Source organism: Yoonia sp. TsM2_T14_4 (assembly GCF_049602355.1).
Taxonomy (GTDB): Bacteria; Pseudomonadota; Alphaproteobacteria; order Rhodobacterales; family Rhodobacteraceae; genus Yoonia; species Yoonia vestfoldensis_A.
This window is the reverse complement of sequence record NZ_CP187137.1, coordinates 176,551-202,692: the sequence shown is the minus strand read 5'-3', so window position 1 is coordinate 202,692 and position 26,142 is coordinate 176,551. Positions and strand designations below refer to the sequence as shown.

The 26,142-nt window shown below is 60.5% G+C and carries 20 protein-coding genes and 1 tRNA gene; 3 read left to right on the top strand and 18 right to left on the bottom strand.

Going from position 1 to position 26,142, the window contains the following annotated elements:
- Positions 1 to 10: 10 nt before the first annotated feature.
- From ACPF9B_RS00925 to ACPF9B_RS00905, 5 genes are all read right to left on the bottom strand, one after another.
- On the bottom strand, positions 11 to 847 hold the full coding sequence (locus tag ACPF9B_RS00925) for an NAD-dependent epimerase/dehydratase family protein (RefSeq protein WP_424178598.1): 837 nt from the start codon (positions 845 to 847) through the stop codon (positions 11 to 13).
- A 21-nt stretch (positions 848 to 868) separates the two neighbouring features.
- On the bottom strand, positions 869 to 2,071 hold the full coding sequence (locus ACPF9B_RS00920) for an NAD(P)/FAD-dependent oxidoreductase (protein WP_424178596.1): 1,203 nt from the start codon (positions 2,069 to 2,071) through the stop codon (positions 869 to 871).
- Positions 2,071 to 3,753: a hydantoinase B/oxoprolinase family protein gene (locus ACPF9B_RS00915; RefSeq protein ID WP_424178594.1), complete on the bottom strand. Its 1,683-nt coding sequence runs from the start codon at positions 3,751 to 3,753 to the stop codon at positions 2,071 to 2,073. The genes ACPF9B_RS00920 and ACPF9B_RS00915 overlap by 1 nt, the downstream gene beginning before the upstream one ends.
- Positions 3,750 to 5,825, bottom strand: coding sequence for a hydantoinase/oxoprolinase family protein (locus tag ACPF9B_RS00910; RefSeq protein ID WP_424178592.1), 2,076 nt, complete (start codon positions 5,823 to 5,825; stop codon positions 3,750 to 3,752). Before ACPF9B_RS00910 ends, ACPF9B_RS00915 begins: the two co-directional genes overlap by 4 nt.
- Positions 5,826 to 5,902: 77 nt before the next feature.
- The gene (locus ACPF9B_RS00905; protein ID WP_424178590.1) at positions 5,903 to 6,796 is read right to left on the bottom strand and encodes a LysR family transcriptional regulator; all 894 of its coding nucleotides are present in this window, start codon (positions 6,794 to 6,796) and stop codon (positions 5,903 to 5,905) included.
- Positions 6,797 to 6,935: 139 nt separating this feature from the next.
- Here ACPF9B_RS00905 and ACPF9B_RS00900 point away from each other — a divergent pair, with 139 nt between their 5' ends.
- Together ACPF9B_RS00900 and ACPF9B_RS00895 are read left to right on the top strand one after the other, a co-directional pair.
- Positions 6,936 to 8,072: an Acg family FMN-binding oxidoreductase gene (locus ACPF9B_RS00900; protein ID WP_424178588.1), complete on the top strand. Its 1,137-nt coding sequence runs from the start codon at positions 6,936 to 6,938 to the stop codon at positions 8,070 to 8,072.
- Positions 8,073 to 8,079: 7 nt separating this feature from the next.
- Positions 8,080 to 8,526 carry a MarR family winged helix-turn-helix transcriptional regulator gene (locus ACPF9B_RS00895; protein WP_007205890.1) on the top strand — a complete coding sequence of 149 codons (447 nt, stop codon included), beginning with the start codon at positions 8,080 to 8,082 and terminating at the stop codon, positions 8,524 to 8,526.
- A gap of 2 nt (positions 8,527 to 8,528) precedes the next feature.
- Here the strand turns inward: ACPF9B_RS00895 and ACPF9B_RS00890 are convergent, their stop codons facing one another.
- Genes ACPF9B_RS00890 through ACPF9B_RS00880 form a run of 3 tightly spaced genes read right to left on the bottom strand, consistent with a single transcriptional unit; the run spans position 8,529 to position 14,007 of the window.
- Positions 8,529 to 11,834, bottom strand: coding sequence for an error-prone DNA polymerase (locus ACPF9B_RS00890; RefSeq protein WP_424178586.1), 3,306 nt, complete (start codon positions 11,832 to 11,834; stop codon positions 8,529 to 8,531).
- A 60-nt stretch (positions 11,835 to 11,894) separates the two neighbouring features.
- On the bottom strand, positions 11,895 to 13,427 hold the full coding sequence (locus tag ACPF9B_RS00885) for a Y-family DNA polymerase (RefSeq protein ID WP_424178584.1): 1,533 nt from the start codon (positions 13,425 to 13,427) through the stop codon (positions 11,895 to 11,897).
- Positions 13,330 to 14,007 carry an ImuA family protein gene (locus ACPF9B_RS00880; RefSeq protein WP_424178582.1) on the bottom strand — a complete coding sequence of 226 codons (678 nt, stop codon included), beginning with the start codon at positions 14,005 to 14,007 and terminating at the stop codon, positions 13,330 to 13,332. The genes ACPF9B_RS00885 and ACPF9B_RS00880 overlap by 98 nt, the downstream gene beginning before the upstream one ends.
- A gap of 193 nt (positions 14,008 to 14,200) precedes the next feature.
- On the opposite strand from ACPF9B_RS00880, the gene ACPF9B_RS00875 reads away from it, so the two are divergent.
- Positions 14,201 to 14,290, top strand: a tRNA-Ser gene (locus ACPF9B_RS00875).
- A 109-nt stretch (positions 14,291 to 14,399) separates the two neighbouring features.
- Here the strand turns inward: ACPF9B_RS00875 and phoB are convergent.
- The 10 genes from phoB to ACPF9B_RS00825 form a co-directional block, all read right to left on the bottom strand.
- Complete coding sequence (gene phoB, locus ACPF9B_RS00870; RefSeq protein WP_424178580.1) at positions 14,400 to 15,089, bottom strand: phosphate regulon transcriptional regulator PhoB; 690 nt, start codon at positions 15,087 to 15,089, stop codon at positions 14,400 to 14,402.
- The gene (phoU, locus tag ACPF9B_RS00865; RefSeq protein WP_007205895.1) at positions 15,089 to 15,805 is read right to left on the bottom strand and encodes a phosphate signaling complex protein PhoU; all 717 of its coding nucleotides are present in this window, start codon (positions 15,803 to 15,805) and stop codon (positions 15,089 to 15,091) included. Before phoU ends, phoB begins: the two co-directional genes overlap by 1 nt.
- An 11-nt stretch (positions 15,806 to 15,816) precedes the next feature.
- On the bottom strand, positions 15,817 to 16,578 hold the full coding sequence (gene pstB / locus ACPF9B_RS00860) for a phosphate ABC transporter ATP-binding protein PstB (RefSeq protein ID WP_424180307.1): 762 nt from the start codon (positions 16,576 to 16,578) through the stop codon (positions 15,817 to 15,819).
- A 75-nt stretch (positions 16,579 to 16,653) separates the two neighbouring features.
- Positions 16,654 to 18,381: a phosphate ABC transporter permease PstA gene (gene pstA, locus ACPF9B_RS00855; RefSeq protein ID WP_424178578.1), complete on the bottom strand. Its 1,728-nt coding sequence runs from the start codon at positions 18,379 to 18,381 to the stop codon at positions 16,654 to 16,656.
- Positions 18,381 to 19,940, bottom strand: a complete 1,560-nt coding sequence (gene pstC, locus ACPF9B_RS00850) for a phosphate ABC transporter permease subunit PstC (RefSeq protein ID WP_424178576.1) — start codon at positions 19,938 to 19,940, stop codon at positions 18,381 to 18,383. Before pstC ends, pstA begins: the two co-directional genes overlap by 1 nt.
- 99 nt (positions 19,941 to 20,039) lie before the next feature.
- Positions 20,040 to 21,089: a PstS family phosphate ABC transporter substrate-binding protein gene (locus tag ACPF9B_RS00845; RefSeq protein WP_040482896.1), complete on the bottom strand. Its 1,050-nt coding sequence runs from the start codon at positions 21,087 to 21,089 to the stop codon at positions 20,040 to 20,042.
- A gap of 431 nt (positions 21,090 to 21,520) precedes the next feature.
- Positions 21,521 to 22,501, bottom strand: coding sequence for a 2-dehydropantoate 2-reductase (locus ACPF9B_RS00840; RefSeq protein WP_424178574.1), 981 nt, complete (start codon positions 22,499 to 22,501; stop codon positions 21,521 to 21,523).
- Between the two features lie 4 nt (positions 22,502 to 22,505).
- Positions 22,506 to 24,017 carry an acyl--CoA ligase gene (locus tag ACPF9B_RS00835; protein WP_424178572.1) on the bottom strand — a complete coding sequence of 504 codons (1,512 nt, stop codon included), beginning with the start codon at positions 24,015 to 24,017 and terminating at the stop codon, positions 22,506 to 22,508.
- A 63-nt stretch (positions 24,018 to 24,080) separates the two neighbouring features.
- Positions 24,081 to 25,592, bottom strand: a complete 1,512-nt coding sequence (locus tag ACPF9B_RS00830; RefSeq protein ID WP_424178570.1) for a tripartite tricarboxylate transporter permease — start codon at positions 25,590 to 25,592, stop codon at positions 24,081 to 24,083.
- 24 nt (positions 25,593 to 25,616) lie between these two features.
- A complete protein-coding gene (locus ACPF9B_RS00825; RefSeq protein WP_040482898.1) occupies positions 25,617 to 26,120 on the bottom strand; it encodes a tripartite tricarboxylate transporter TctB family protein in 504 nt (167 codons plus the stop codon).
- Positions 26,121 to 26,142: the final 22 nt, after the last annotated feature.

Here is a 26,142-nt window from a genome sequence, read left to right as displayed (position 1 = left end):
GCGCAGAGGCTCAGGTGGTTTTCTTGTCGTTCACCACGCCGAGGACAGCCACACCCGAATTGCCCAATTCCACGGTGGCAAAGGGACCGCCGATACACAGATTGGCAAGGTCCTTGTTATCAAGCGGCGGTGTCTTGGCGAACACATCCTGCGCGAATTGTTCGGCATTATCCTTGGGCCGGAACCCTAGATGCCCTGCCTTGCTGTTGTCCACCACCGCGCGGTCGTTGTTGGAAATCCCCCAGACCTTGGTAAAGCCCACGACAGGGCTGTCGATGGACCGTTCCACCAGATGGATCAGGTCGCCATAGGACAGCCAAGTGCCGATGCTGCGCGCATTCGTCGCCTGCGCGCAGGAAAAGATGCGCATGCAGACCGATTCCACCCCGCGTTTGTCCCAGTACAAACTCGCCAAATCCTCGGCAAAGCACTTGGCCAGACCGTAATAGGTGTCGGGCTTATGCGGTGCATCCAACCCGATGGTGTCGGTTTTTAGATGCATGCCCACGGCATGAACGGAACTGGCGTAAACCACTCGTTTGACGCCTTGGCGATAGGCCGCTTCCCAGACGTTATAGGCCCCGATGATGTTGGATTGCAAAATATCGTCCCACGGCGCCTCGTCGCCGATGGCGCCGAAATGCACGACCATCGTGGCATCTTTGAGAATAGCTTCCATCGCGGCCAGATCGGTCAGATCGGCCTGCACATAGCTTTCACCGTCATAGAGCTTGCCGATATCCGCCACGATATCGGTGGAAACCAGTTCGTCACACATCCGCGTCAACGGTTCGCGCAAGTAAGACCCAAGCCGGCCCGCAGCCCCTGTCAGGACAAGTTTCTTCATGGCATTTCCTTTCGTCGCGGTTCAGATCACCGCTTTTTCGATAAACTTTTCACCCTTTGCGATGCGGGTATAGCCGAACGGGGTCAAGTCCAGCGTGCGGTAGGCACCATAGGTGATCCACTCCGCGATGCCCCGCCCCATGGCAGGCGATTGCTGGAACCCATGCCCCGAAAACCCGTTCACAAAGATGAAATTGGCCACCCCGCTGTGCGGCCCCGCAATCGCATTCTGGTCGAGCGTGTTGTAATCATAATGCCCCGCCCATGAATTGCGCAGCTTCACCGCCTCGAATTGCGGGATGCGGGTGGCGATGGTGGGCCAGACGTGGTCTTCCCAGATGCTGTGATCTTCGGTGAAATCAGTGGGATCGACGGGCTGGTCATCTTCGGGTGGGCAACCGGCCATGTAATATTGTCCGTCGGTGCGGACATGCACGCCACTTGGGTCAATCGTCAGCGGCAGGTCACGGTCAAGCCTTTGCGCAGCCTCGAAGATAAAGGTGTAGCGTTTGCGCGGTTCCACCGGAATACTGATCCCCGCCATCGCCGCCACCTGCGCGCCGCGCGTGCCGGCGGCGTTGACGATATGGCCGCAGGCGATGGTGTCGCCCGTGGCCAGCGTGACGCTTTGCACGCGGGTGCCGCTGGCATCGCGGGTGATCGCGGTGACTTCGTTCGTGATGTAGTCCACCCCGCGTTCGCGCGCGGACCGCCGCCACCAATCAAACAGGGTGTTGCCGTCGAAATAACCCTCATCCACCAGATTGTGGTTGCCCGCGATGATATCATCCAGCTGGTAGAACGGATAGGCGGCGGCGATTTCATCACGGGTCATGTGGCGGGTGCCAGCCCCGCAGGCCGCCTGCACCGCCTGTGCATCGTGCAAGGCGGCGGCAAAGGCGGGCGTGTCAGCCAGATAAAGATAGCCGAAACTGTGCAGGCGCGGCTGTGGCACGCGGGGGTCATTGCCCATGTAGCGGGGGAAATTCTTGACGAAATCCGCGCCGAATTGCGAAATCTGCACGTTGATCGCGGCGCTGAATTGCTGGCGGATGCAGGAATTGGTCAGCGATGTGGCGGCCTGCGCGTAAGTGGGATCGCGTTCCACCACCAGCACAGACCCATCGAAATCGGGGTTGTCGGTCAGAAACCACGCCACCGCCGACCCCAGCATCGCGCCGCCGATGATGACCACGTCATAGCTGTTTTGCAAAGGCGTCTGCATCAGGCGGTTTCTCCCTTGGTGACTTGTGCTTGCACGGCAGCGACATCAGCCTCGGTCAGGCCGTAATCGCGCATCGCAGCTTTCGCAGAAATATAGCCACGCGCAAGATCGCGCTTGATAAGGGCAGGGTCGCGCTTAGCGGCAGGCCCGTAACCCGCCCCCCCCGGCAACCCAAGCATGACGCGCCGCCCTGCGGGGACGAATTGCTTGCCTTTGCCTTGCATCGTGCTGCCATCGTCCAGCGCAATGGTCGTCGCAGCGCCATCAGCACCCCCCTGCCGGCCGCGTGCAGGGTGATGCACACGGTCGAACATGGCGGAAAAGTCAGCCTCGAAGCCTTGCGCGGGGCCGACCTCCATGAACTGGCCCAACCCCCCGCGGAACTGGCCCGCACCGCCGCTGTCGGGGCGCAATTCTTTGCGCCAGATGATGACGGGGCCGGTATGTTCAGTGGCCTCGACCGGCATGGTCATCACGCCAGACGGAAAGGCGGTAGCATTCAGCCCGTCCAAAGCAGGCCGCGCCCCTGCCCCGCCAGAGTTGAAGGTCAGCACCTCGGCCCTGCGCCCTTGGCCAGTGGCAGGGCGCAGACTGACCTGAAAATTGCACAGACACCCTGCCCCTTCGGCAGGAACGGTGGCAGGCAATATCTTGTCCAGTGCGCCGAACACCACATCGGGGATCATATGCCCGATGATGTGGCGCAGCGCGACGGGCGCCGGATGCACCGCATTGACGATGCTGCCTTCGGGTGCGGTGATTTCGAACGGCGCAAGCGAGGCGGCGTTGTTGGGGATTTCAGGTGCTATCGCGCATTTGAGCGCATAGCAGGCATAGGCTTTGGTATAGACCAGCGGCACGTTGATGCCTTTCTTGTCCACGCCAGATGTGCCGGTGAAATCGCAGATGATCCGGTCAGCCTCGATTTTCAGACTGACGCAAAGGTCGATGGGGACATCAAACCCGTCGATCCGCATCGCCCCTGTGGCGCTGTCGCGCGGCAAGGCGGCGATCCGTTCCAAGGTGGCGCGGCGCGAATTGGTCAGGATGAAATCGCTGATCCCATCCAGATCGTGCAGCGCAAATTCCGCCAGCATTTCCGCCAGCCGCCGCTGGCCAATCTCGTTACAGGTGGCCAAAGCATAAAGATCGCCGACCACCTGTTCCGGTTCACGCACATTGCCACGGATGATCGCGATCAGGGTTTCGTCCACGCGACCCGCATGGGCGAAACGCATGATGGGGATGTGGATGCCTTCCTCGTAGACGCTGGCTGCATCCGCGCCAAACCCGCGCCCACCCACATCGACGACATGGGCGGTGCAGGCGAAAAACCCGACGTGGCGGCCTTGGTAGAAAGACGGCGTCACCACGGTGAAATCATGCAGATGGCCGGTGCCTTCCCACGGGTCGTTGGTGATATAGACATCGCCTTCGCGCATCGTGGCGCGCCCGATGCGGCGGATGAAATGTGGCACGGCATCGGCCATCGCGTTGACATGACCAGGCGTGCCGGTCACCGCCTGCGCCAGCATCAGGCCCGCAGCGTCATAGACACCTGCCGACAGATCGCCTGCCTCGCGCACGGATGTCGAAAAGGCGGTACGGACCAGCGCCTGCGCCTGTTCCTCGACGATGGAAATCAGCCGGTTCCACATGACCTGGTTGGCGACATTGCTCATGCGCGGATCTCCGTGATGTCGATACTGCCGTCGGGGCGGGCAATGGCGTGTCGGCTGGCGGGGATAACGATGGTGGTTTCATTCTCGGTAATCAGCGCGGGGCCTGTGACGGTATCGCCCGGCGCCAGCCCGGCGCGCGGGACGATTTGCGCCTGCACGGTCTTTGCCAGCGCAGGGTCGAACAGGGCGCGGGTACTATGGCCCGTGATCGCACGGCCTGTGGGGGTGGCGGGCAGCGGCGTGGCCATGGCGCTGGCCGTGGTCGCATTGACCGCCCAGACGGTGATTTCGATATCCATGCCGGTGACGGTGCGGCCGAACAGGGCAGTATAATCCGCCTCGAACAGCGCCTGAAATGTCACGGCATCGGGGTTGGCCGCCTGATCCGCGCATAGGCTGACGGGGATTTCCCAGCCTTGGCCGGTATAGCGCATATAAACCTTGTATTGCGCCGTGATCGGGGCAGCAGCATCGCAATTACGCACGAAACCTGTCGCTTCCTCCGCCAAGGCGGCGAGCAGGTCGCGCACCATTGCTGCGTCAAACGCCGACAGTTTCATATACACACTGCGTGTCGCCTCGAAACTGAACGGCGCGCGCAAAAACCCGATGGCAGAGCCAACACCCGCACCCGTCGGCACCAGCAGGCGCGCAACGCCCAGCTTTTCGCACAAGCGCCCCGCATGCAAAGGCGCAGCCCCGCCAAAGGCGATCATGGTGTAACCGGCCAGATCCTCGCCATTCTCCACCGCATGGACACGCGCGGCATTGGCCATGTTTTCATCCACGACCTCGGCCAGACCATAAGCGGCGGTCAGGGCGTCCATGTCCAGCGGGGCGCCAAGTGCTGTCAGCGCCGTATCTGACGCGCCTTTGTGCAACCTGATCGACCCACCGGCAAAATTGTCGGGGTCGAGCCGGCCCAGCACCAGATCGGCATCCGTGACGGCGGGTCTTGACCCGCCACGCCCGTAGCAGGCGGGCCCCGGTTCGGACCCCGCACTTTCCGGCCCGACGCGGATTTGACGCAAACTATCGACATGGGCCAGACTGCCGCCACCTGCGCCGATTTCAACCATGTCGATCACGGGAATCGAAATCGGCATGCCAGAGCCTTTCTTGAACCTGTAACTGCGCGCCACCTCAAAGACACGGGCGGTTTTCGGGGTCTGGTTCTTGATCAGGCAGATCTTGGCCGTGGTGCCGCCCATGTCAAAGGACAGGATCTTGTCCAAACCGTAACGCGCGGCGATATGAGCGGCGAACACAGCCCCCCCCGCTGGTCCCGATTCCACCAGCCGGACCGGAAATTCTGCCGCGTTTTCAAGGCTGATGATCCCGCCGCCCGAATGCATCAGGAACACCGGACAATCCGCGCCTTCATCCGCCAGCCGCGATTTCAAGCGGTCCAGATAGGTTTTCATCAAGGGCTTGATATAGGCATTTGCGACGGTCGTATTGAACCGTTCATATTCGCGCATCTGGGGCGAGACTTCGGACGACAGCGACACCATCACCCCCGGCAGGCGTTCGGCCAGCACATCACGGATCATGCGTTCATGTTCGGGGTTCAGATAGGCGTGGATCAGGCCCACGGCGATGCTGTCAAAATTATAGCTGGCCATATCCTCGGCCAGTGCAACAACTTCTTCGCGGTCGAGCGGGATCAGGACGGCACCTTGCGCATCGACACGTTCCGTCACGGTGAACCGGTGCTGTCGCGCCAGCAGGGGTTCAGGCAGTTGCAGGTTCAGGTCATATTGTTCAAACCGGCTTTCGGTACGCATCTCGATCACGTCGCGGAAGCCTTCCGTCGTGATCAGCGCCGTGCGCGCGCCGCGCCGTTCAATCAGCGCATTGGTCGCCAGCGTCGTGCCATGGATGATCTGGCCGATCTGCTCAGGGCTGATCCCCGCCTTGGCGCAGACCTGATGCATCCCGTCGATGATCGCATCCTCGGGGGCGGCATAGGTGGTCAGGACCTTGGTCGAATGGCTGGCCCCCGCCAGTTCCAGCACCACATCGGTGAAAGTGCCGCCGATATCGACGCCAAGCCGGATTGCGTGCTGCATGATCTGTCCTTCTGCTGCCACGGGCAGGTTAGGCTGTGGATTGCATCACATCCAATTATTTTATGAAATTGATTAGATCACGATTCCTGATCAAAGACCTGCGCTGCCCGCGCCGCTACAAAGGCCGCATCGGCCACGACGCGCGGCGTGCGTTCGACATCGTAGCGGGCAAAGAAATGCAAAGGCGTTGGGGTCCAGCCATAACCGACCCGCACCAGATCACCGCGCGACAGCGCCTCGGCGGCCATTGCTTCGGGCAGGGTCGCCACGCCCATGCCGTCGATGGTCATATGCAGACAGGCGGCGAGGTTGCTGGACGGGACCAGACGGACAGGCACTTTTGCCGCCGCAAAATGGTCGGCGACCTGCGCGAAAAGATGCGTATCGCGCGCATGGGTCAGGATCGGATGGGCGGCCAGATCGCCCGGTGACACAACAGGTGGCAGGCCAAGGCTGGCGCTGGCAACCCAGATCAGCCCGTAAGCGCCCAGATCGATTTCGCCAGTCACCAGCCGCGTGAACGGGCCATTCTGGATCGCCAGATCAAGGCGGCGGTCCGCCAGCATCCGTTCCAGATTGACCGACAGATCGACGGTCAATTCGACGCTGAGCTTGGGATATGTCTCTTTCAGCCGGCGCAGATAATCGCGCAGCCAAGTGTGGACGATCATCTCGGTCACGCCAAGCCGCAGGGTGCCGTCGATCAGCGCCTTTTGATCCGCCGCCGCGATCAGCGCATCGGTGGCATCCAGCACGCGGCGGGCATGGGCCAGCAGGTCGCGCCCCTTGGCCGTCAGCACCACGGACCCCGCATCCCGCGTCATCAACACCGTGCCCAGCGCCTGTTCCAGCCCCGCGATCCGCGCCGAGATATTGGGCTGCGTCGTGCCTAGTCTGTCGGCGGCACCGCGAAAGCTTTGCAGATCAGCGACCCAGACGAAGGCTTCAAGCTGTTTGAGATTAAGCCGCATGGCGGACCTTTCGCACCGGATGTCCGGCAAGGGATACAGCCGATGACCGGCACAGGGCAAGCAGGGCGCTTGCACTTAGTTCGATTTCGTATTATTTAGTTCGATATCGTATCAATTACTGAATCACAGGAGACGAGACATGAACCGTCGTAAATTCCTTGCCCTGTCCGGTGGTGGCATCATCCTTGCCGCGACCGCAACGCTCGGCACCATCGCCAGCCGGACCCCCGCCACCGCATTGGCCCCTTGGGACCGTGCGGGCAGCATGTATGACGAACCGCGCATGCGGGCGCTGTCCTATGCGATCCTTGCGCCCAATCCGCATAACCGCCAGCCTTGGCTGGTCGATCTGTCCGAACCCGACCGCGTGCTGCTGAAGGTCGATACCAACCGACTTTTGCCCGACACCGACCCGTTCAACCGCCAGATCACAGTGGGGCTGGGGTGTTTTCTGGAATTGCTGGTCATGGCTGCCGCACAAGACGGGTTTGCCGTGGACCTTGACGTCTTTCCACAAGGCTCAGACCAGATGGCGCTGGACGACCGCCCTGTCGCCATCGCCACATTCCGCGCCGGTGCAGGCAGGCCGGACCCGTTGTTTGCCCATGTCATGGCGCGGCGGTCCAACAAGGAACCGTTCGACACGACCCGCCCCATAGCGCCCGACACCATCGCCCGGATCGCCGGTGCCGCGATCCATGGCAGCCGAGTGACGGGCGATGCATCCGAAAGCAGTATCGCCACCCTGCGCCAACTGACCACCGACGCGATGATCGTGGAAATCGAAACACCGCATACCTTCAAGGAAAGCGTGGACCTGTTTCGCATCGGCAAGGCCGAGGTCGAAGCGAACCCCGACGGCATCGACTTTTCCGGTCCCCTGTTCGAGACATTAGGCGCTTTCGGCCTGATGACCCGCGCGGCGATGGCAGACCCCACGACCAGCATGTTCGCCCAAAGCAAGGCCGTTTTGCTGGCCAATACCGAAACCGCGATGGGCCATCTGTGGCAGGCGACACGTGGCAATACCCGCGCCGACCAGATCATCGCCGGGCGCGACTGGTTGCGGCTGAACCTTGCGGCGACGGCTGCGGGCGTAGACATGCAACCGCTGAGCCAGGCCTTGCAGGAATTCCCCGAAATGGCGGCGCATCACAGGGCAGCGCACCAGATGCTGGCGCAGGACGGGGAAACCCTTCAGATGCTGTGCCGTCTAGGCTATGGTCCGACCATCGCCCCAAGCCCGCGTTGGCCGCTGGAGGCCAAGCTGATCTGAGGGCAGAATGGACGAAAACGGCAGACGCGTGTTCCAGTTCTTTAACGAAATCGGGATCATCAACCAATTGGCCGGGGCGATATTCGCGGCCCGGCTGCCCGACGGGTTGCATGTGTCGCATTTCGCCCTGCTGAACCATCTGGTCCGGCTGGGCGATGAAAAGACCCCGCTGGCGCTGGCATCCGCCTTTCAGGTGCCAAAAACGACAATGACCCATACGCTGGCCGTGCTGGAAAAACGTGCCGCGATCCGGCTGACCCCGCATCCCAGCGACGGGCGCAGCAAGATCGTTTTCTTGACAGAGGCAGGGCGCAAATTGCACGACGACGCGATTGCCAGCATGGCGGACCCGATCCGTCAGATCACCGCTGATCTGGGGGATGGCACAATCAGCGACCTGATCCCGCAGTTGGAAAAGATCAGGGCCTATCTGGACCAGAACCGTAGCATCTGACCCTAGTGGAAATCCCGCGATTTCGGGATCACGCGCACATCGCGCGGATGATGCACGCGCGGATCACCCCCGATGGGGCGGCGCACCTCGTCGGCATGGGCAAGCGGCGGGGTCATGCGATCCTCGGACAGACGTGCCAGCGCATCGCTGCGGTCGGTCAGCACATGGGCCACCACGTGGATCACATCGCCGTCGCGCTGCACCACGCCATGCACGTCGATCAGGCGGGCCTGCATCACGGTCTTGCGATTGGCCTCCATTACCTTGGGCCAGACAACCAGATTGGCAACACCCGTTTCATCTTCGAGCGTGATGAAACACACGCCCTTGGCGCTGCCCGGGCGCTGGCGGATCAGCACGACACCTGCCAGCTTCACCGGCTGGCCGCTGCGCATCTGGGCAAGCTCTGCCGCCGCGCGATAGCCCTGCCGCGTCATGCTGCGCCGCAGGAACGCCAGCGGATGCGCCTTCAGTGACAGGCGCAGGGTCTGGTAATCGGCGACCACCTGTTCGCAGACCGGCATCTGCGGCAGATCGAACCGGACCTCGGCCCCTTCGTCGCGGGTATCCGCAAAAAGCGGTAGGTCGGGTGCGTCGCGCAGCGCCCGCGCGTCCCACAATGCCTGCCGGCGGTCGAGCATCATCGACCGCAACGCATCCGCCGCCGCCAGCCTTTGCACCGTGCCTGCATCGAGTTTGGCGCGGGTTTTCATATCCTTGAGGTCATCAAAAGGCCGCCCGCGCGCATCCATGATCCGCTGCGCCATATCGCGGCGCATCCCGTCGATCTGGCGCAAGCCCAGCCTTACAGCGAACACACCGGGGGCCAGCGGTTCAAGGCTGTTGTCCCAATCGGAATAATTCACATCCGCCGCGCGCACGATTACCCCGTGTTCGCGGGCATCGCGCACGATCTGGGCGGGGGCGTAAAAGCCCATCGGCTGAGAATTGAGCAAGGCAGCGCAAAACACATCCGGATAATGGCACTTGATCCAAGAGGAAATATAGACCAGCAGCGCGAAACTGGCGGCATGGCTTTCGGGGAAACCATAATCACCAAAGCCTTTGATCTGGTTGAAACAGCGCGCTGCGAATGCGGGATCATAGCCACGCCTTATCATCCGGCCAACCATCTTTTCCTCGAGCGCGCCAATGGTGCCATGCGACCGGAAAGTCGCCATCGCCTTGCGCAATTCATTGGCCTCCTTGGTAGAAAATTCGGCGGCGACCATCGCAATCTTCATCGCCTGTTCCTGAAATATCGGCACACCGAGCGTGCGGCCCAGCACCTTTTTCAGCTCGTCAGGGTCATACTGCGGGCCGGGGCTAGGGTATTCAACAACCTCGGCCCCGCTACGACGGCGCAGGTACGGATGCACCATATCGCCCTGAATAGGGCCTGGGCGGACGATAGCGACCTGAATGACCAGATCGTAAAACGCACGCGGTTTCAGCCGTGGCAGCATGTTCATCTGCGCGCGGCTTTCGACCTGAAACGTGCCCAAGGAATCGCCCTTGCACAGCATGTCATAGACGGCGGGATCTTCTTGCGGAACGGTTGCCAGATCGAAACGCTTGCCATGATGCGCCGCGATCAGATCAAACGCCTTGCGAATGCAGGTCAGCATGCCCAGCGCCAACACATCGACCTTGAGAATGCGCAATTCGTCGATGTCATCCTTGTCCCATTCGATGAAGCTACGATCCGGCATGGCGCCATTGCCGATGGGCACGGTTTCGGTCAGCGCCTTTTCGGTCAGGATGAACCCGCCCACATGCTGGCCCAGATGGCGCGGCATGCCGATCATCTGGTCGGCGAGCCGGATCGTGCGCGCCATCAGCGGATCACGCAGGTCAATCCCCGCCTCGGCGGCCTGCGCCGCACCGATCTCGCGGCCCCAAGAGCCCCAGATCGTCTTGGCCAGTGCCGTCGTCACATCCTCCGACAGCCCCATGACGCGCCCCACCTCGCGCACGGCCATGCGCGGGCGATAGTGGATCACCGTGGCGCAAAGTGCGGCACGGTTGCGGCCGTATTTGTTATAGATATGTTGGATCACCTCCTCGCGGCGTTCATGTTCGAAATCCACGTCGATATCGGGGGGCTCCTTGCGTTCCTCGCTGATGAAGCGCTCGAACAACAAATCGTTCTTGGCCGGGTCGACGGCGGTGATCCCCAGCACATAGCAGACGGCGGAATTGGCGGCAGACCCGCGCCCCTGACACAGGATCGGCGGCTTGCACTGGTTGCGGGCGAAATCGATGATCTCGTGGATGGTCAGGAAATATTGCGGGATATCAAGCTTGGCGATCAGCGCCAGTTCCTTGCGCAGCGTTGCCTGCAAGGCCGCAGGCACCCCATCAGGATAGCGCGCCGCCGCCCCTTTCCATGTCAATTCTTCCAGATAATCCTGCGGGCTGCGCCCTTCTGGGACAGTTTCATGCGGATATTCATAGGCAAGGTCGCGCAGATCAAAGGTGCAGGCATCGGCAACATCGCGGGTCGCACGGATCGCATGGGGCCAGTCGGCAAACAGGCGCGCCATCTGCGCGGGCGATTTGAGGTGCCGTTCGGCATTGGCATCCAGCAAAAACCCCGCCTTGGCGATCGTGGTCTTGTGCCGGATGCAGGTCATCACATCCTGCAACGGGCGGCGGTCAGGGGCGTGGTAATGCACATCATTGGTGGCCAGAATGGACAGCCCGTGCCTGCGCGCCAAAGCATCAAGGCGGTTGATCCGCGCGCGGTCATCGCCACGATAAAGACAGCTTGCCGCAACATGGCGCAAGCTCGGCAAGGCGCGCACCAGACGCGGCAGCAGGGCCGCGAAATGCCTCAGATCCGTCCCCGGCACAGCGATCAGCTGTACATCTGCGGCATGGGCAGCCAGATCATCAAGGCTGATGTCGCAGGCCCCCTTCGCCTGCCAGCCCCCTCCCGCATCCCGCATCTTGCCCTTGGACAACAGCGCACAAAGCCGCCCGTAACTCGCGCGATCCCGTGGATAGGCAAGAAAAGCCTCACCCGAAACCAGCTGTAACCGGCAGCCAATAACAGGGGCAATCCCCGCCTTCAGCGCCGCCGCATGCAGCCGCACAACCCCGGCCATGGTATTGAGATCGGCACAGCCGATCTTGTCATAGCCCAAACTATGCGCCGTCACGGCCAGATCCACCGCATCAGAGGCCCCGCGCAGAAACGAAAAACAGGTCGCCACCCCCAATTCCACGAAATCAGCGCGCGGATTAGGGACAAAACCGTCCCCTTCCAATGCGCGTCTGGGATGCTGGTGGTCATTCTGCGGCATGACACCCCACCTTCTTATTTCCAAAAATACTCCCGCCAGAGGCAGCACAGCCCATCCCCATCACGCGAACATCCCGTGGACAAACCAGCGCGGATCCCCGCCGCGCCCATCGCTATGCAAGCCTTCACGGTATAGCCACAACCGCCGGCCTATCTGATCCTCAACCTTGAAATAATCGCGCAGGCGGGTGCCGGGGCGGTCGCGCCACCATTCGGGCGCAATGCGCTCTGGGCCTGCATAGCGGGTCACACGGTGGGTCTGACGCCGCCAGACGAATTGCGCGGGCGGGCCTTCGGGAACGGCGTAAAGAACGCGCACCTCCTCGGGCTGGTCCAGCAGGCGGATCGGGCGTTCGCTGGCGGGCACAGGCATCAGCGCGGGCGCATCGGCCAAGACCGGCAAACGCATCTCGGCCCGTTCAGGGATATGGCTGGCACGCAGCACCGGACGGGTCACGGCACGATCACCGAAACGGGCGGCCAGCCGGTCCAGCAGATGCGCAAGCTCCAGATCATCATCTGACCCGCCGTCAAGATTGCTCTGGACGGTCTTGACGGCCCCCAGATCAGCCGCCTCCAACGCGATCAGATCAAAGCCATAGCCCGGGTTGATCCGGTCCAGCTTGTCGCGGAACAAACCGTTGAGGTGGACAGGATCACGCGACAGGGCGGACATCGCCACCGACAGATGGCTGATATCGCCATCAGTGCGATAGATCGTCAGATGCAGCCGCCTGCAGCCCTGCCCTGCCTGCTGCAACTGATCGCACAGATCTGCGCACAGCGCGGGCAAATAGGGGGTGGGGTCAAAGATCGGCTCTGCCAGACGGCTTTGCACGATGAGCCGCGGCGCGGGATCGACGCTCGACACCGGTTCCGCAAGCTTGCCCAAAGCCTGATCCAACCGTAGCAGCGGATTGGTGGGCAAGGCGGCCTTGGCGAAGCGGCGGGTCAACGACAGGCGCGGCACATCCATCACCGCGCCGATGGTTTTCAGCCCCAGACGGCGCAACAGCAGCACCGTCGCCGGATCAAGGCGCAGGCCGGTTACAGGCAGCGCGCCCAGTTTCACCACCATATCCTCTGCACCACAGATCGCGCGCACAGGGCCATGGCGCGCCAGCGCCCAGGCCGCCCCCCACGTGGGCGCGACGGCAAGCCGCGACGTCAGGCCCAGCAGTGACAATTGCGTTTCCATCTCGACCAACATCGCGGCCTCGCCACCCAACAGATGGTCCGACCCGGTGGTATCAAGGATCAAGCCATCATCGCCGTCGCGCACATTCCACGGACACCAACGCCGCGCCCAAAGCACCAGACGGTCCAATGCGGCACGATCCCCCGCCTGATCGGCATAGGCGACCTGCAAATCGGGACAAAGCGCGCGCATGTCCACCACGCGCGACCCCGCCATGATCCCTGCCAGCCGTGCAGCCCGGTTGGCGGCATGCACAACAGGGCCGTGCTGCCCGTCGCGTGCCAACACAAGGGGGATGTCATCCGGCGGCGCGTTGCCCTGCCGCTCTATCACCCGCGTCCAGCGTTCGATCGGAAACTGCGGCAACCAGATCGACACGATCCGCCGCCCGGTCATAGCTGGCCACCCATTGCCCAGGCTTTGCATGGCGCGACCGGAACAATTCGACCGCCCAGCGCGGCGCCCCCGGCGATTGTGAATCGTGCGGATGCGGGGCAGAGGGACGCGCCCCGATCCGCCAACGGTCGCGCGCGGCACTCAGGTTGGGATGTGCCAAGCGGCGGATCAGCCAGCATGGGACCCCTGCCGCCTCGGACCGCAGAGCCAGCCTCTTGGTCGCGGTAAAATCCAGCACTGCCGGATCTCCCCAGATCTCGCCAATCACGCCACCAAGGCTGCGGCAGCGCAACCCGTCCTCCATCGTCCAGAGCACATCGGCGGCGCGCGTGACATTGACCATGATGATCGGACGCAGCGGGCCTATCCCCGCAAGGCTGGGATATCCGCTTTCCTTGCGCGACACGCGATCCTGCACCCACAAGACTGGCCGCTGACCACGCGGCAACCGCGCCAGCGCAAAGCCCAGGGCAGCAGCATCCGCGGCTGTTTCGACAAAGACCTCGGACAAGGTAAAGCGAGACAACACCGGCTGCGGCGGAAAGCCTTGCAGCGTTTTCTGCATATGAAGCAAAGCCATACACGACACACCTAATTTCGGGTTATAATGTTCATTCTTTGTTCTATTTCATCATATTGATTCTGACAATCCGCCCTGCGCCAGTGCCACGCAATGCCGCAGGGCAAAGCCCTCTCGCGCCAGACCGAAACAAACGCGCATAGCGACAATTTCCGCTTGTTCTTGACGCTTCATTGCTGCTAGACCCCGCGGCGGAGATGTGGCCGAGTGGTCGAAGGCGCTCCCCTGCTAAGGGAGTAGGCGGGAAACCGTCTCGAGGGTTCGAATCCCTTCGTCTCCGCCATTACCCATGCACGAATTAGACATGAGGCTCCAGATTGGGCCTTTTGCCTCTTGGGTTCAACGGGGTTTAATAAGGCCACCCGACTTTCGGAGACAGGCCCATTGGCGCCTTATCCCAGCGCATATCCGGCACCACGCACGGTGCGGATCAGATCCTCGCCACCATGGCTGCCCAGCACTTTGCGTAGCCGGCCGACATGGACATCAACAGTGCGCGTATCAACATAGATGTCGCGGCCCCAGACACGGTCAAGCAGCTGATCCCGGCTCCACACGCGGCCTGGTTTTTCCATGAAAGTCGTCAGCAGGCGAAATTCGGTTGGGCCGAGTTTAAGCTCGTTTTCACCGCGAAATACCTTATGCGTCTCGGAATCCAGCAAGATATCGTTGTAGATCAGCCGTTCGCCCATGGTGGCGGGACGCGACCGGCGCAGATGCGCCTTTACGCGGGCCAGCAGTTCGATGATCGAATAGGGCTTGCTGATGTAATCATCGGCACCGGTTTCCAGACCGCGGACCTTGTCCACCTCTTCTGACCGCGCCGACAGCATGATGACAGGCGTCATCCGAAAGGCGGGGCGGCTTTTGATCTGGCGGCAGATCTCGATGCCGGATGTGCCGGGCAACATCCAGTCCAGCAGGATAAGGTCGGGCTGTTCTTCTTGGATCAGCAACAAGGCTTCGTTGCCATCAGCGGCCTTTATGACGCGAAAGCCTTCGCTTTCGAGGTTATAGGCCAGCACTTCGCGCTGGGCTGGTTCATCCTCGACCACAAGTACGGATGGTTGCAAGTCAGCCATCAGACATCACTTTCCAAGAAGGCAGAGGTGGTATTGTCCTGCTTGGGGCGGTCATCCTCCGGCAATGCACCGGTGACGGCATAGATCGTCTGTTCCGCGATACCCGTCGCATGATCGCCCACGCGTTCAATGTTCTTGGCGATGAAATGCAAATGCATGCCAACGGTGATATTTTTGTAGTCTTCCATCATATGGGTCAGGAACGACCGGAACAGGGTGTTGTAGATCTGGTCAGCTTCGGCGTCGCGTGCGATAATTTCAGCGGCCTTGACCGGATCGCGCGCGATAAAGGCATCCAGCGCTTCGCGGACCATCGTTTCAACAAAAACAGACATCCGCGCCATATCGGAAAGCGTGCCACCAATCGCGCCGGCACCCGACATGGCCATGGTGCGCTTGGCGATATTCTTGGCATAATCGCCGCAGCGTTCCAGATGCGAACTGATTTCCATCACGGCCAGCACAAGGCGCAGGTCCTTGGCGGTCGGGGCGCGCAAGGCCAACAGGCGGGCAGCATCCGACTTGATCAACAGATCAAGATCGTCGATCACCTTGTCGCCGATACGGACTTTTTCGGCCAGCTCGTCATCGCGGGTGCGCAGCGCCTGTGCCGAATCCGCAAGCGCCTGTTCGACGAGACCGCCCATTCTCACCATGGTGGCCTGAATGCTTTCAAGGTCGCGGTCAAAGGACGCGACGATATGATTGTCGTTCATTGTCATAGCCCTTACCCGATCCGGCCGGTGATATAGCTTTCGGTGCGTGGGTCCTGCGGGTTGGTGAATATCTGGTCGGTGTCGTTGAATTCGACCAGATGGCCCATGTGGAAGAACGCGGTCTTTTGGCTGACACGTGCGGCCTGTTGCATCGAATGGGTGACGATCACCACGGAAAACTGCTGACGCAATTCGTCGATCAATTCTTCGATCTGCGCGGTGGCGATGGGGTCCAGCGCAGAACAGGGTTCGTCCATCAATAGCACTTCGGGTGCAGTAGCGACCGCGCGGGCGATGCACAGGCGCTGCTGCTGGCCACCCGACAGGCCGGTACCAGGGGAATCGAGCCGGTCCTTGACCTCGTTCCACAGGGCCGCACGGCGCAGCGATGCTTCGACAATTCCATCCATATCAGCCTTGTTCCGCGCAAGCCCGTGAATCTTGGGTCCATAAGCCACGTTGTCATAGATAGACTTGGGGAAAGGGTTAGGTTTCTGGAACACCATGCCCACCTTGGCGCGCAATTGCACCGGGTCAACGCGCGGATCATAGATGTCCTGCTCGTCCATCGTGATGCTGCCCTGCACACGGCAGATATCAATCGTGTCGTTCATCCGGTTCAGGCAGCGCAGAAAGGTGGATTTGCCACAACCCGACGGACCGATAAAGGCGGTCACGGTCTTGTCGCCGATTTCGACGCTGACATCCTTGATCGCATGCGTGTCGCCGTAATAGACCTGCACACCCTTGGCGGAAATCTTTGTGTCGTTCATGTCGGTGGTTCTTTCAATGCGTCTAAGGTCGTCCATTGTCGTATCCTTTGCCAACGGCGTTGATGTCCATGCGTATCACCACCGGCGCTCGAACTTGCGCCGCAAAATAATCGCGAGGATATTCAGCGCGAACAGCAGGACAAGCATCACGAGGATCGCAGATTGCGCCAAGCCTTCGCGCACGGGTGCGTCTTGGTTCTGTGCCAGCAGATAGACGACAGTCGGCATAGATTGCGCCTGTTCCAGCAAACCGCCCGAGAACGGCGATGACAACAGCGCCGCCCCCGTCGATACCGACAGACCGATCAGCAGCAGCGGTGCAGTTTCACCCAGTGCCTGCGCGATCCCAATGATCGTGCCGGTCAGGATGCCGGGTGCGGCCAGCGGCAGCTTGTGATGGAAAACCATCTGGACTTTGGACGCCCCAACACCCAACGCCGCATCGGCAATCGACGGTGGCACAGCCTTTAGCGCGGCACGGGTCGCAATAACAATGGTCGGCAGCGTCATAAGCGACAGCACAAGACCACCCAAAAGCGCCGTGCCACGGATCGAGCTGCCAAACCCAAGGTCCATCAATGTAAACAGGATCGCAGCACCCAAAATCCCGAACACAATTGACGGAACAGCAGCAAGGTTTGCGATGTTGATTTCGATGAAGTTGGTAAAGCGGTTCTTTGGCGCGAATTCTTCAAGATAGATCGACGCGGCCACACCGAACACCAGCGAAAACACCAGCACGACCAGCATCATATAGGCAGACCCCATCAAGGCAGGCCCGATGCCCGTAATCTCGCCGCTTTGCGAATAAGGATTGGTGAAGAAATGCCAGCGGAACGAATTTCTGATCAGCTCGGCTTCGACCATCGCATCGACAAGGGCAAGTTGCCCGATATCAAACCCAGGGGGCATTTGCGCCGTGCCGACACCCGACAATTCGCCCGACAGATACCGTGTCACAGAAATGTCGATCGGCACGCCGGTTTTTTCCGTTGTGCCGACAAGATCAGGGTTGGCGACCAGTTGGTCACGCACATCCCGCCGGTTCGTCGCAAAGATGATGCTTGAAAGGGCGGCGTCATCAAATTGCGCAGGCTGGCGCAAGGCACCTGCCGCATCCGTCAACGCGGCTTGATAGCCCGTCTCGGCAAGTGCTGCACTCTCTGAGTGGTCGATAGATGCAACGCGGTCTGCAGCTTGGGCAAAGCCCAGATCGTTCAGCGCCTGCGCTGCCGCATCCCGCGCTGTGATCGCGGCATTTGTGTCATCCCCGTCCATCGCCGCGACCGCAGCGCGCACCGCACTGCCCGCCTGACCAAGCTGCTTTGCGGCATCTGCCGGCGTCGGTGCGGCCGCGATGATCGCGCTGGCACCGGTCAAGCCCGCCGCGTCCAATGCGCCGATCGCTTCGGCTGTCCAGCGGCGCGACACGGTACCTTCGATATCGATTCCCGCATTTTCCAGCGTGCTGCGCAGCGATGACGTGAATATGCCCCGCTCAAACCCTGTGCGCAGGTTGATCGTGCCGATTTCTTCTGCCGAAACATCGCCGCCGTCAGGATTCAGGACCGCAGGATCATAATAAAGTTCGATCTGCGCTTGATACTGGAACAACGCGGGGACGCCACGCGATACAATCGACCACAACAAAATCGCAAGAAAGATCAACACAAGCGTGATCGCGCTGAACCCCAGCCAGCGCAATATTGTGCCGGTGCGATGCCGTTTGCGGACAAGCGCGGATTGCTCGAGTAATGAACTTTTGCGGATCGGCACAGCGCCGGACAAGTTTGCGTCAGACATCAGTCGTACTGCTCCCGGTATTTTGCGACCATACGCTGTGCTAAAAGGTTCAGCGCGAGTGTGATAAAGAACAGCGTGAAAGCCAGTGCAAAGACAGCAAGCACGTCAATCGAATCAAAGCCCGACCCTTCGCCCGTCAGAACGGCGACGATCCGTGTCGTCACAGTGACGACTGCCCCAAAGGGGTTAGGTTCGATCCCTTGCACATTGGACAAAGCACCCGCCGCCAGCACAACGATCATCGTTTCGCCGATGGCGCGCGATGCGGCCAGCACGATGGCACCGACGATCCCCGGCAATGCGGCAGGCAAGATCACCTGCACCACGGTTTCCGCCTGCGTGGCCCCAATGGCAAGCGAACCGTCACGCAATGTCTGTGGGACCGCGTTGATCACATCATCGCTTAGCGACGATATAAACGGCACCAACATCATGCCCATCACCACGCCTGCGGTCATCACAGACACCGTGTTTGGCATCACAGTCGCGCCCACCACGGCTTGCAAGAACGGCCCGATCGTGATCAGCGCGAAAATACCATAAACAATTGTCGGCACACCAGCGAGGATTTCTAGCGCAGGCTTGACCCAAGACCTTGCCCTGCGCGACGCGAATTCCGACAGATAGACCGCCGCAAGCAGCCCAAGCGGCACCGCGACCAGCAGCGCGACAAGCGAAATATAAAGCGTGCCCCAAATCAGCGGCACAAAGCCTAACGCAGATTGATAGCTACCGTCGCGTCCTTCGGGGATACCGACCACGTCGCCCGCTGGCGCCCATGCCATCCCGAACAGAAAGTTGAAAAACCCGTATTCGCGGAAAAAGTTTAGCGAAGGCAGCGTCAAAGCGGCAAGAATGGCGACAGTCGCAAGAATAGCCATCGTGGATGCAAAAATCAGAAATCCGGAGATCCAGCGTTCGACCACCACGCGTGCACGAAATTCGGCGGAAATCCGGCGCAGCGCGATCACAAAGCCTGCAATCGCCAGCACCAAAGAAATGATCGGGCCAACCGTGCCAACACGTCGGTCGAACTGCCGAACAACCTGTGCCACGGACAACATACCGTTGGTGACGGCAGGGCCGAGGACTTGTCCACCCGCACGCAATCTGTCCGCGATCGGATCTTGCTCTGCGTTCCAGCCGGCGATATCCGCCTCTGTCGCGTTGCCATCAGCGACATAGCCATCAAGCGCGGACGCAAGGCTGCGTACACCGGCGACAAACTGAGTGCGTAAGACGCCCTCGCGGATATCTATCTCGCGCTCGGTCAGTCCTTCACGCGCCTGCGCCGACAAACGCACGTCAACCAGATCGTCCGGAGTGACCATGTTGGTATAGATATTAGAGGCGATACCCGCGAAAAAAAGCCACAACATAACAACCAAAAGGGATGGTGCGGCGGTTGCAAAAACAACGTGCCAAGCATGCTGGTGTGGGCGGGAATGGGTGCTTTGCGCGGGAAAAGACAGCGCCTTGCGGCGGCCAAGGGCGTATCCGGCAATCGCAAGCAGGACAATCAGCAACAAAACAGCGGGGAATGTGATAAAAGCGCCCATTGAAACCCTTGACTAGTATTTTTGGACAATCTGACCATCCAAACTGGGATTGAGCGGCCCCTGAAACGGGACCGCTCTTTTTCGTTTCGCGGTCTCAGATCAGCGCAGTGCTGCGACCATCGCCTGTGTTTCGGCCAGTTTTGGATCAGGAACAAGACCGTAATCTGACAGCGGGCCACCGGGGCCTGCGATTTCGTCAGAGATGAAGAATTCGACGAATTCCAGAAGACCGGGGATCACGCCGATATGCTCTTGCTTGACGTAGAACTGCAGCGGACGCGACACTGGGTATTCACCAACCGAAATCGTTTCGGTCGACGGTGTCACACCGGACATCGTGGCGACCTGCAGACGGTCGGTGTTGTTTTCGTAGAACGACAGACCGAATACGCCGATACCAGTCGGTGTCGAATCGAGGTTCGCCAGCGTTTGTGGATAATCGCCTTCGATATCGACCGAGCGGCCATCGGTGCGGGTATTCATGCAAGCGTCTTCTGCGGTATCTTCGTCAACACCGGCAGCCAGCATCGCGGCAAGGAAACCACCCTGTTCGCAACCATCCAGCAGCACTTTTTCGTTGAACACTTCACGGGTGCCATGGTTGGTGCCGGGGATGAACGCATTGATTTCCTGATCAGGCAGATCGCCTGCAACGCCCAGCGACTGTGCAATCTCGGCCACTTGGGCCCAGTTGGTCAGCGTGTTTGGCACCAATGCACCGTCGATGAAATGCTCAGCTGCCAGAGCGATGTGCCAATGCACGGGCTCGAACGCGAAAGACGCGCCGTTGATGTCGGACGCAAAGACGATGCCGTCATAGCCAAAGCGCACTTCGATCGGTGTAATACCAGCTGCGATACAGGTTTCGCGCTCAGAATCTTTCATCAAGGAAGAGGAGTTGGCGATATCAATCGTGCCTTCGCCCACACCTTCGCACAGCATGCGACGGCCGGTTGATGAACCACCACCTTCAACCACTGGTGTGGCGAAGTCGGTTTCAGCACCAAAGGCTTCAGCCACGATGTTGGCGTAGGGCAGAACGGTCGAGGAACCGGCGGCCTGAACGTTGGCGCGCGACTGTGCGGACACGGCCGCTGCAGACATCATAACAAGCGCAATTGCTGTTGTGGAAAGTTTAAAATGTAGCATGACTTCTCCTGCGGTTTAACTCAGACGGCAAACGTCTCCGGGGCTGGGTAACGTCGTTGGGTTAAGGTTATGTGTCAGTTATGTAACGTTTGTATGACAAACCATCGGATTGGGAAGAGTCGCATCGGGGCGATCTGCTCTACCCCGCGACTGAACAGATCGCCCATTGCAGTGCGCGCTCCGTCATAGATCACAGGCGTAAATTGCACGAACAACGCCGTCAGCGCGCATGCCTCTGGCACGTCATGCAGGGCATGAATATGGCCCCCACACCCAAGATCGGCGCGGGTAATTTTATCTAGCGCCAAGCGATGCGGGCTGACAAAGACCGCATGACATTCGAATGGCAGGCCGCATGACTGAAATGGGATACCGAAAAAGACCCGCCCGAGCGCCGCGATGCAGCGGCAACTCAGGCTGATTCGTGGGCGTCAATTGCCGTAAAGGCCCGCCATCTTTGCGCGCAGGCTGACAAGGGCCAGCACGGTGTCGATGGTTGGGGTCGGCGTGTCAGTCACGCGCCCCAGTTCGCGCACTGAACCCACAAGTGCGTCAATCTCCATCGGCCGCCCGGCATCCAGATCCTGCAACATCGAGGTACGGTGCGCGCCCACGGCTGCCCCGCCATCGATCCGGCGATCCACGTCGATCGGAAACTTTACGCCCAGCTTTTCCGCGATGTCCTGCGCTTCCAGCATCATGGCGCGCGCGACGGCGCGGGTGCCGGGGTCTGTGCACAACACATCAAGGGTCGCATGGGTCAGCGCGGAAATCGGGTTGAACGACAGGTTGCCCCAAAGCTTTACCCAGATCTCGTCGCGGATCTTCGGGCGCACCGGCGCCTTGAGGCCAGCCTTGGAGAGCGCCTCGGACAGGCGCGTGGCGCGCTCGGACTTGGACCCGTCAGGTTCGCCCAATGAAAACCGGTTACCCTCGATATGCTTGACGACGCCGGGCGCGATCACCTCGGCGGCGGGATAGACCACACAGCCCAGAACGCGATCTGGGCCAAAGCCGTTCCATTGCGCGTCGCCCGGATCGACCGATGCCAGCCGCGTGCCTTCCAGCGGGCCGCCAACCTTGTGGAAATACCACCAAGGGACGCCGTTCACGCCAGACACGATTGTCGTGTCTGGCCCGATCAGGGGCTGCATCCGCGCCACGACCGGTGGCACCGAATGCGCCTTGAGGGTGACGATAACGTAATCCTGATGCCCCAAAGCCGCCGGATCGTCCGAGGCATTGACCGGGTAGGTTTTCGTCTCGCCTTCCTCGATCAGTGTCAGGCCATTGGCTTGCATGGCCGCCAGATGCGGACCGCGCGCAACCAGGCTGACATCTGCGCCCGCCTCGGCCAGTTTTGCGCCCATGTAGCCGCCGATGGCGCCGGCACCAAAAATACAGATCTTCATCGTTTTACACCAACCCCAGTTTCTCGGCCAAGCCAATGCGTTGCAGCTTGCCGGTCGCACCCTTCGGGATATCGTCGAGGATCAGAATCTTGCGCGGCACCTTGAAGGCAGCCAGCTGTGCGCTTGCGAAATCGCGGATATCGCGGTCGGTGGCGGTATGGCCTTCTTTCAGCACGACGGCGGCGCCGATATCTTCGCCCAGCTTGTCATGCGGTATGGCAAAGGTAACAACCTGCGCGACCGCAGGATGCGCCGACAGCACGCCATCCACCTCCAGCGGTGATATCTTCTCGCCGCCGCGGTTGATGATCTCCTTCAAGCGACCAGTCAGGGTCAGATAGCCTTCGGCGTCGAACTCGCCCTGATCGCCGGTGCGGAACCAGCGCCGGTTTTCAGCCTCAAAGAAGTTCTTTTCGTTGGCCTCGGGGTTGCCCTCGTATCCCGGGGTCACGTTGGGGCCAGAGATTACGATCTCGCCCACACCAGCAACCAGCCGGTTTTCCACCTCATGGGCGACGCGCACCAGCGGCCCGGCCTCGATCCCAACCGATCCGGGTTTCTGTTTGCCTGCGCCCAGCGGGTTAGATGCCATCTGATGCGCGGCTTCGGTCATGCCATAGCCTTCGATCACCGGGGCCTTAAAGGTGTCGGCCAGCGCCTCCATGACCGGGCCGGGCAGCGACGCCGAGGAGGAGCGCAAAAACCGCAGCGGCACTTTTGCGATCGTTTCGGCATTGCGACCCGCGCGGGCGAGGATCGCTTGGTGCATGGTTGGGACTGCGGTGTACCACGTCGGTTGCGCGTCTTCCATCCAGCCGAAGAACTTGAGCGCGTCGAAACCCGGCGCGCACCAGACCGAGCCGCCGGCGGCAAGGCTGGACGACACGGCAGCGATCAGGCCGTGGATATGAAAAAGCGGCATCACGTTCATGCAGCGGTCAGCAGGCGTCAACGCCAGTGACGCGCTGATGTGGCGGGCCGAGGCGGCGATGTTGGATTGCAGCAGCGGCACGATCTTTGGACGCGACGTTGTCCCAGAGGTATGCAGGATCAGCGCCACGTCATCCGCTGTGGGGACTGTGTCTGCAGCCGTGCCGGTCACATTGGTCGAAAGCGTGAAGGTACCTGCAGGTTCGGTCGCTGTCAGCTCTAACACGGTCAGATCAAAACGCGCGGCCGCCGCGCGCGCAGGACCGTCATAACCTGCCTCGAGTATGATTGCGCGGGCTTTGAGGTCAGCGAGGTAGAAGGCAAATTCGTCTTCTTTATAGGCCGGGTTAAGCGGTGCGGTGGTGGCGGATTGCGCCACGGTCACAAAAGCTGCTGCCATCTCTGGCCCATTGGGCAACACGATCGCCACACGGTCCTGCGCGCCGATACCGGCGCTCCGCAGGAATGTCCGAACCGTGCGCGTCAGGCTGTTCAGTTGTCCATAGGTCATCCAGTCCCGCCCAGGGGCACCAATGGCATTTGCAGTTTCAGGATGTCGCTGGATCAAGTCTGCGAGTGTGTGCATCAATTTTCTCTCTTGTTGGTCGTCTTATTAAATCCGACACGCCGGGCGGTGGCTAGCGTGCGATCAGTTTTTTGCAAAAGTCTTCTTGCGCCGCAAAAGCTTTACAGCGGGCAACAGGATCAAGATGATCGCGATGACCGTGATCGGCCCTGCAATGGGACGGGTCAAAAAGATCATTGGATCACCCGACGACAGCAGCAGGGACTGGCGCAGCGTGGGTTCGGCGATCGGGCCCAGCACGATGGCCAGCACTGCGGGGGCCAGCGGATAGTCGAACTTGCGCAGAAAGAACGCCGAAAGCCCGAAAATCACGATGAGCCAAAGGTCGTGTATGCTGCGCGAGGCCGCAAAGCCGCCGACGATAGACAGCACAAAGATCAGCGGAGCCAGGATCGTGAACGGCATCCTGAGCATCCACACAAACAATGGAATGAAGGCCAGGTTGATCACGAGCGCCGCGATATTCGAGATGTAGAAGGAACCGATCAGGCCCCAGACGAACTCGCTCTGGTCAATGAAAAGCCGCGGTCCCGGTGTCAGGCCCCAGATTACCATGCCGCCCAGCAGGATCGCTGTTGTCGGCGAACCAGGAATGCCCAGCGTCAGCATCGGCAACATCGAGCCTGTCGAGGCAGAGTTGTTCGCTGATTCGGGGGCTGCCACACCATCCGGAGAGCCTTTGCCGTATTCTTCGGGCGTTTTCGACAACATCTTGGCCACGCCGTAAGACATCAGCGAACCCGGTGTCGCGCCCGCCGCTGGCAGGATTCCCACGAAGAACCCAATGAGCGATCCGATCGCGGTCCCTTTCCATCCGCGCTGTGCGGCTTCCTTGGCGTCCGACATCATGCCTTTTGCCGTCATCTTGGGGTTTGTTGTGGTGACTTCACCTCGGGTCTGCTCGCTTGTCCACAGCATTTCCCCAATCCCGTAGACGCCGATAGCCAGAACGATAAAGCCGATCCCGCGCATGAAACCGTCGATCTCGAACAGCACCATCCGCGGCTCGCCGGAAATCGTGTCAAACCCGACGGCCGCCAGAACAAGGCCAAGGCAGATCGAAAAAACAGTCTTGGGAATGTCGTCGCCGCCAAGACCCACGAAAGTAGCAAAGGCCAGTAGCATCAGCGCAAAAATTTCCGGTGGCCCAAAAGACAACGCCGTCGATGCGAGAACAGGCGCGAAAAGCGTGAACAGGACAGTGGCAACAGTCCCACCAACGAATGAGGCCAGCGCCGCAGTCACCAGTGCCAGACTTGCGCGCCCCTGAAGCGCCAGTGGGCGGCCATCAAAGGTTGTCGCCACAGCCGTCGACGCGCCGGGGATCCCCAATGTCACAGATGAAATCGCCCCACCGTACATCGCGCCGTAATAGATCGCCGCAAGAAAAATGATCGCCGAGTTTGGTGGCACAAGGAACGTGATCGGCAAAAGGATCGCAACGCCGTTCACTGAACCCAGACCGGGCATCGCCCCGATAAATAGCCCGACAGTGACACCGGCGATGATCAAGGCAAGATTGATTGGCTCAAGCGCCAACAAGATACCATCGGCAAGAAAGGACATGACTTCCATAGAAGACCTCGGGTCTGGGGGATTTCAGTAGATGATGTCGTACATCAGATCGAAGGCGGGCTGGGTGAATGACAACCCTTGAGGCATCGAAATCAGCATCACGGCCTCGAAGAAGAAGAACAGCCCAATTGGTAACGACAGCGAAATCGCCAAAGTCAGAAACCATGAATGCCGCCCAAGGAAGCGCAAGTAATACAAAAGAAACACCGCAACCGCGCCATACATTGACACAATCGAGATCAGCCCGACAAAAGCGATGACACTGCCGCCGACATAAAGCAGTGTCCGCCACCCGAAAGCATCCATAAACGGTTCGTCCGACCGCGACGCAGGCGATTGCGTGCGCCACCATTTCCAGGCACTGGCCAAGCAGCTTAGCAGCATGCCCAGAGCAAGCCAAAAGGGCCAGAATCCGCCGCCTGGCCCCTGTCCTCTGATGTAGCCGATTGGAAGTTCGGTGCTCTTCCATATCAGGTAGAGAGAAAAGAGGGCCAAAAGCCCAACAAGAGATATCTCACCTTGGCGCATGACTGCCCTCTTTCCTGCCTTT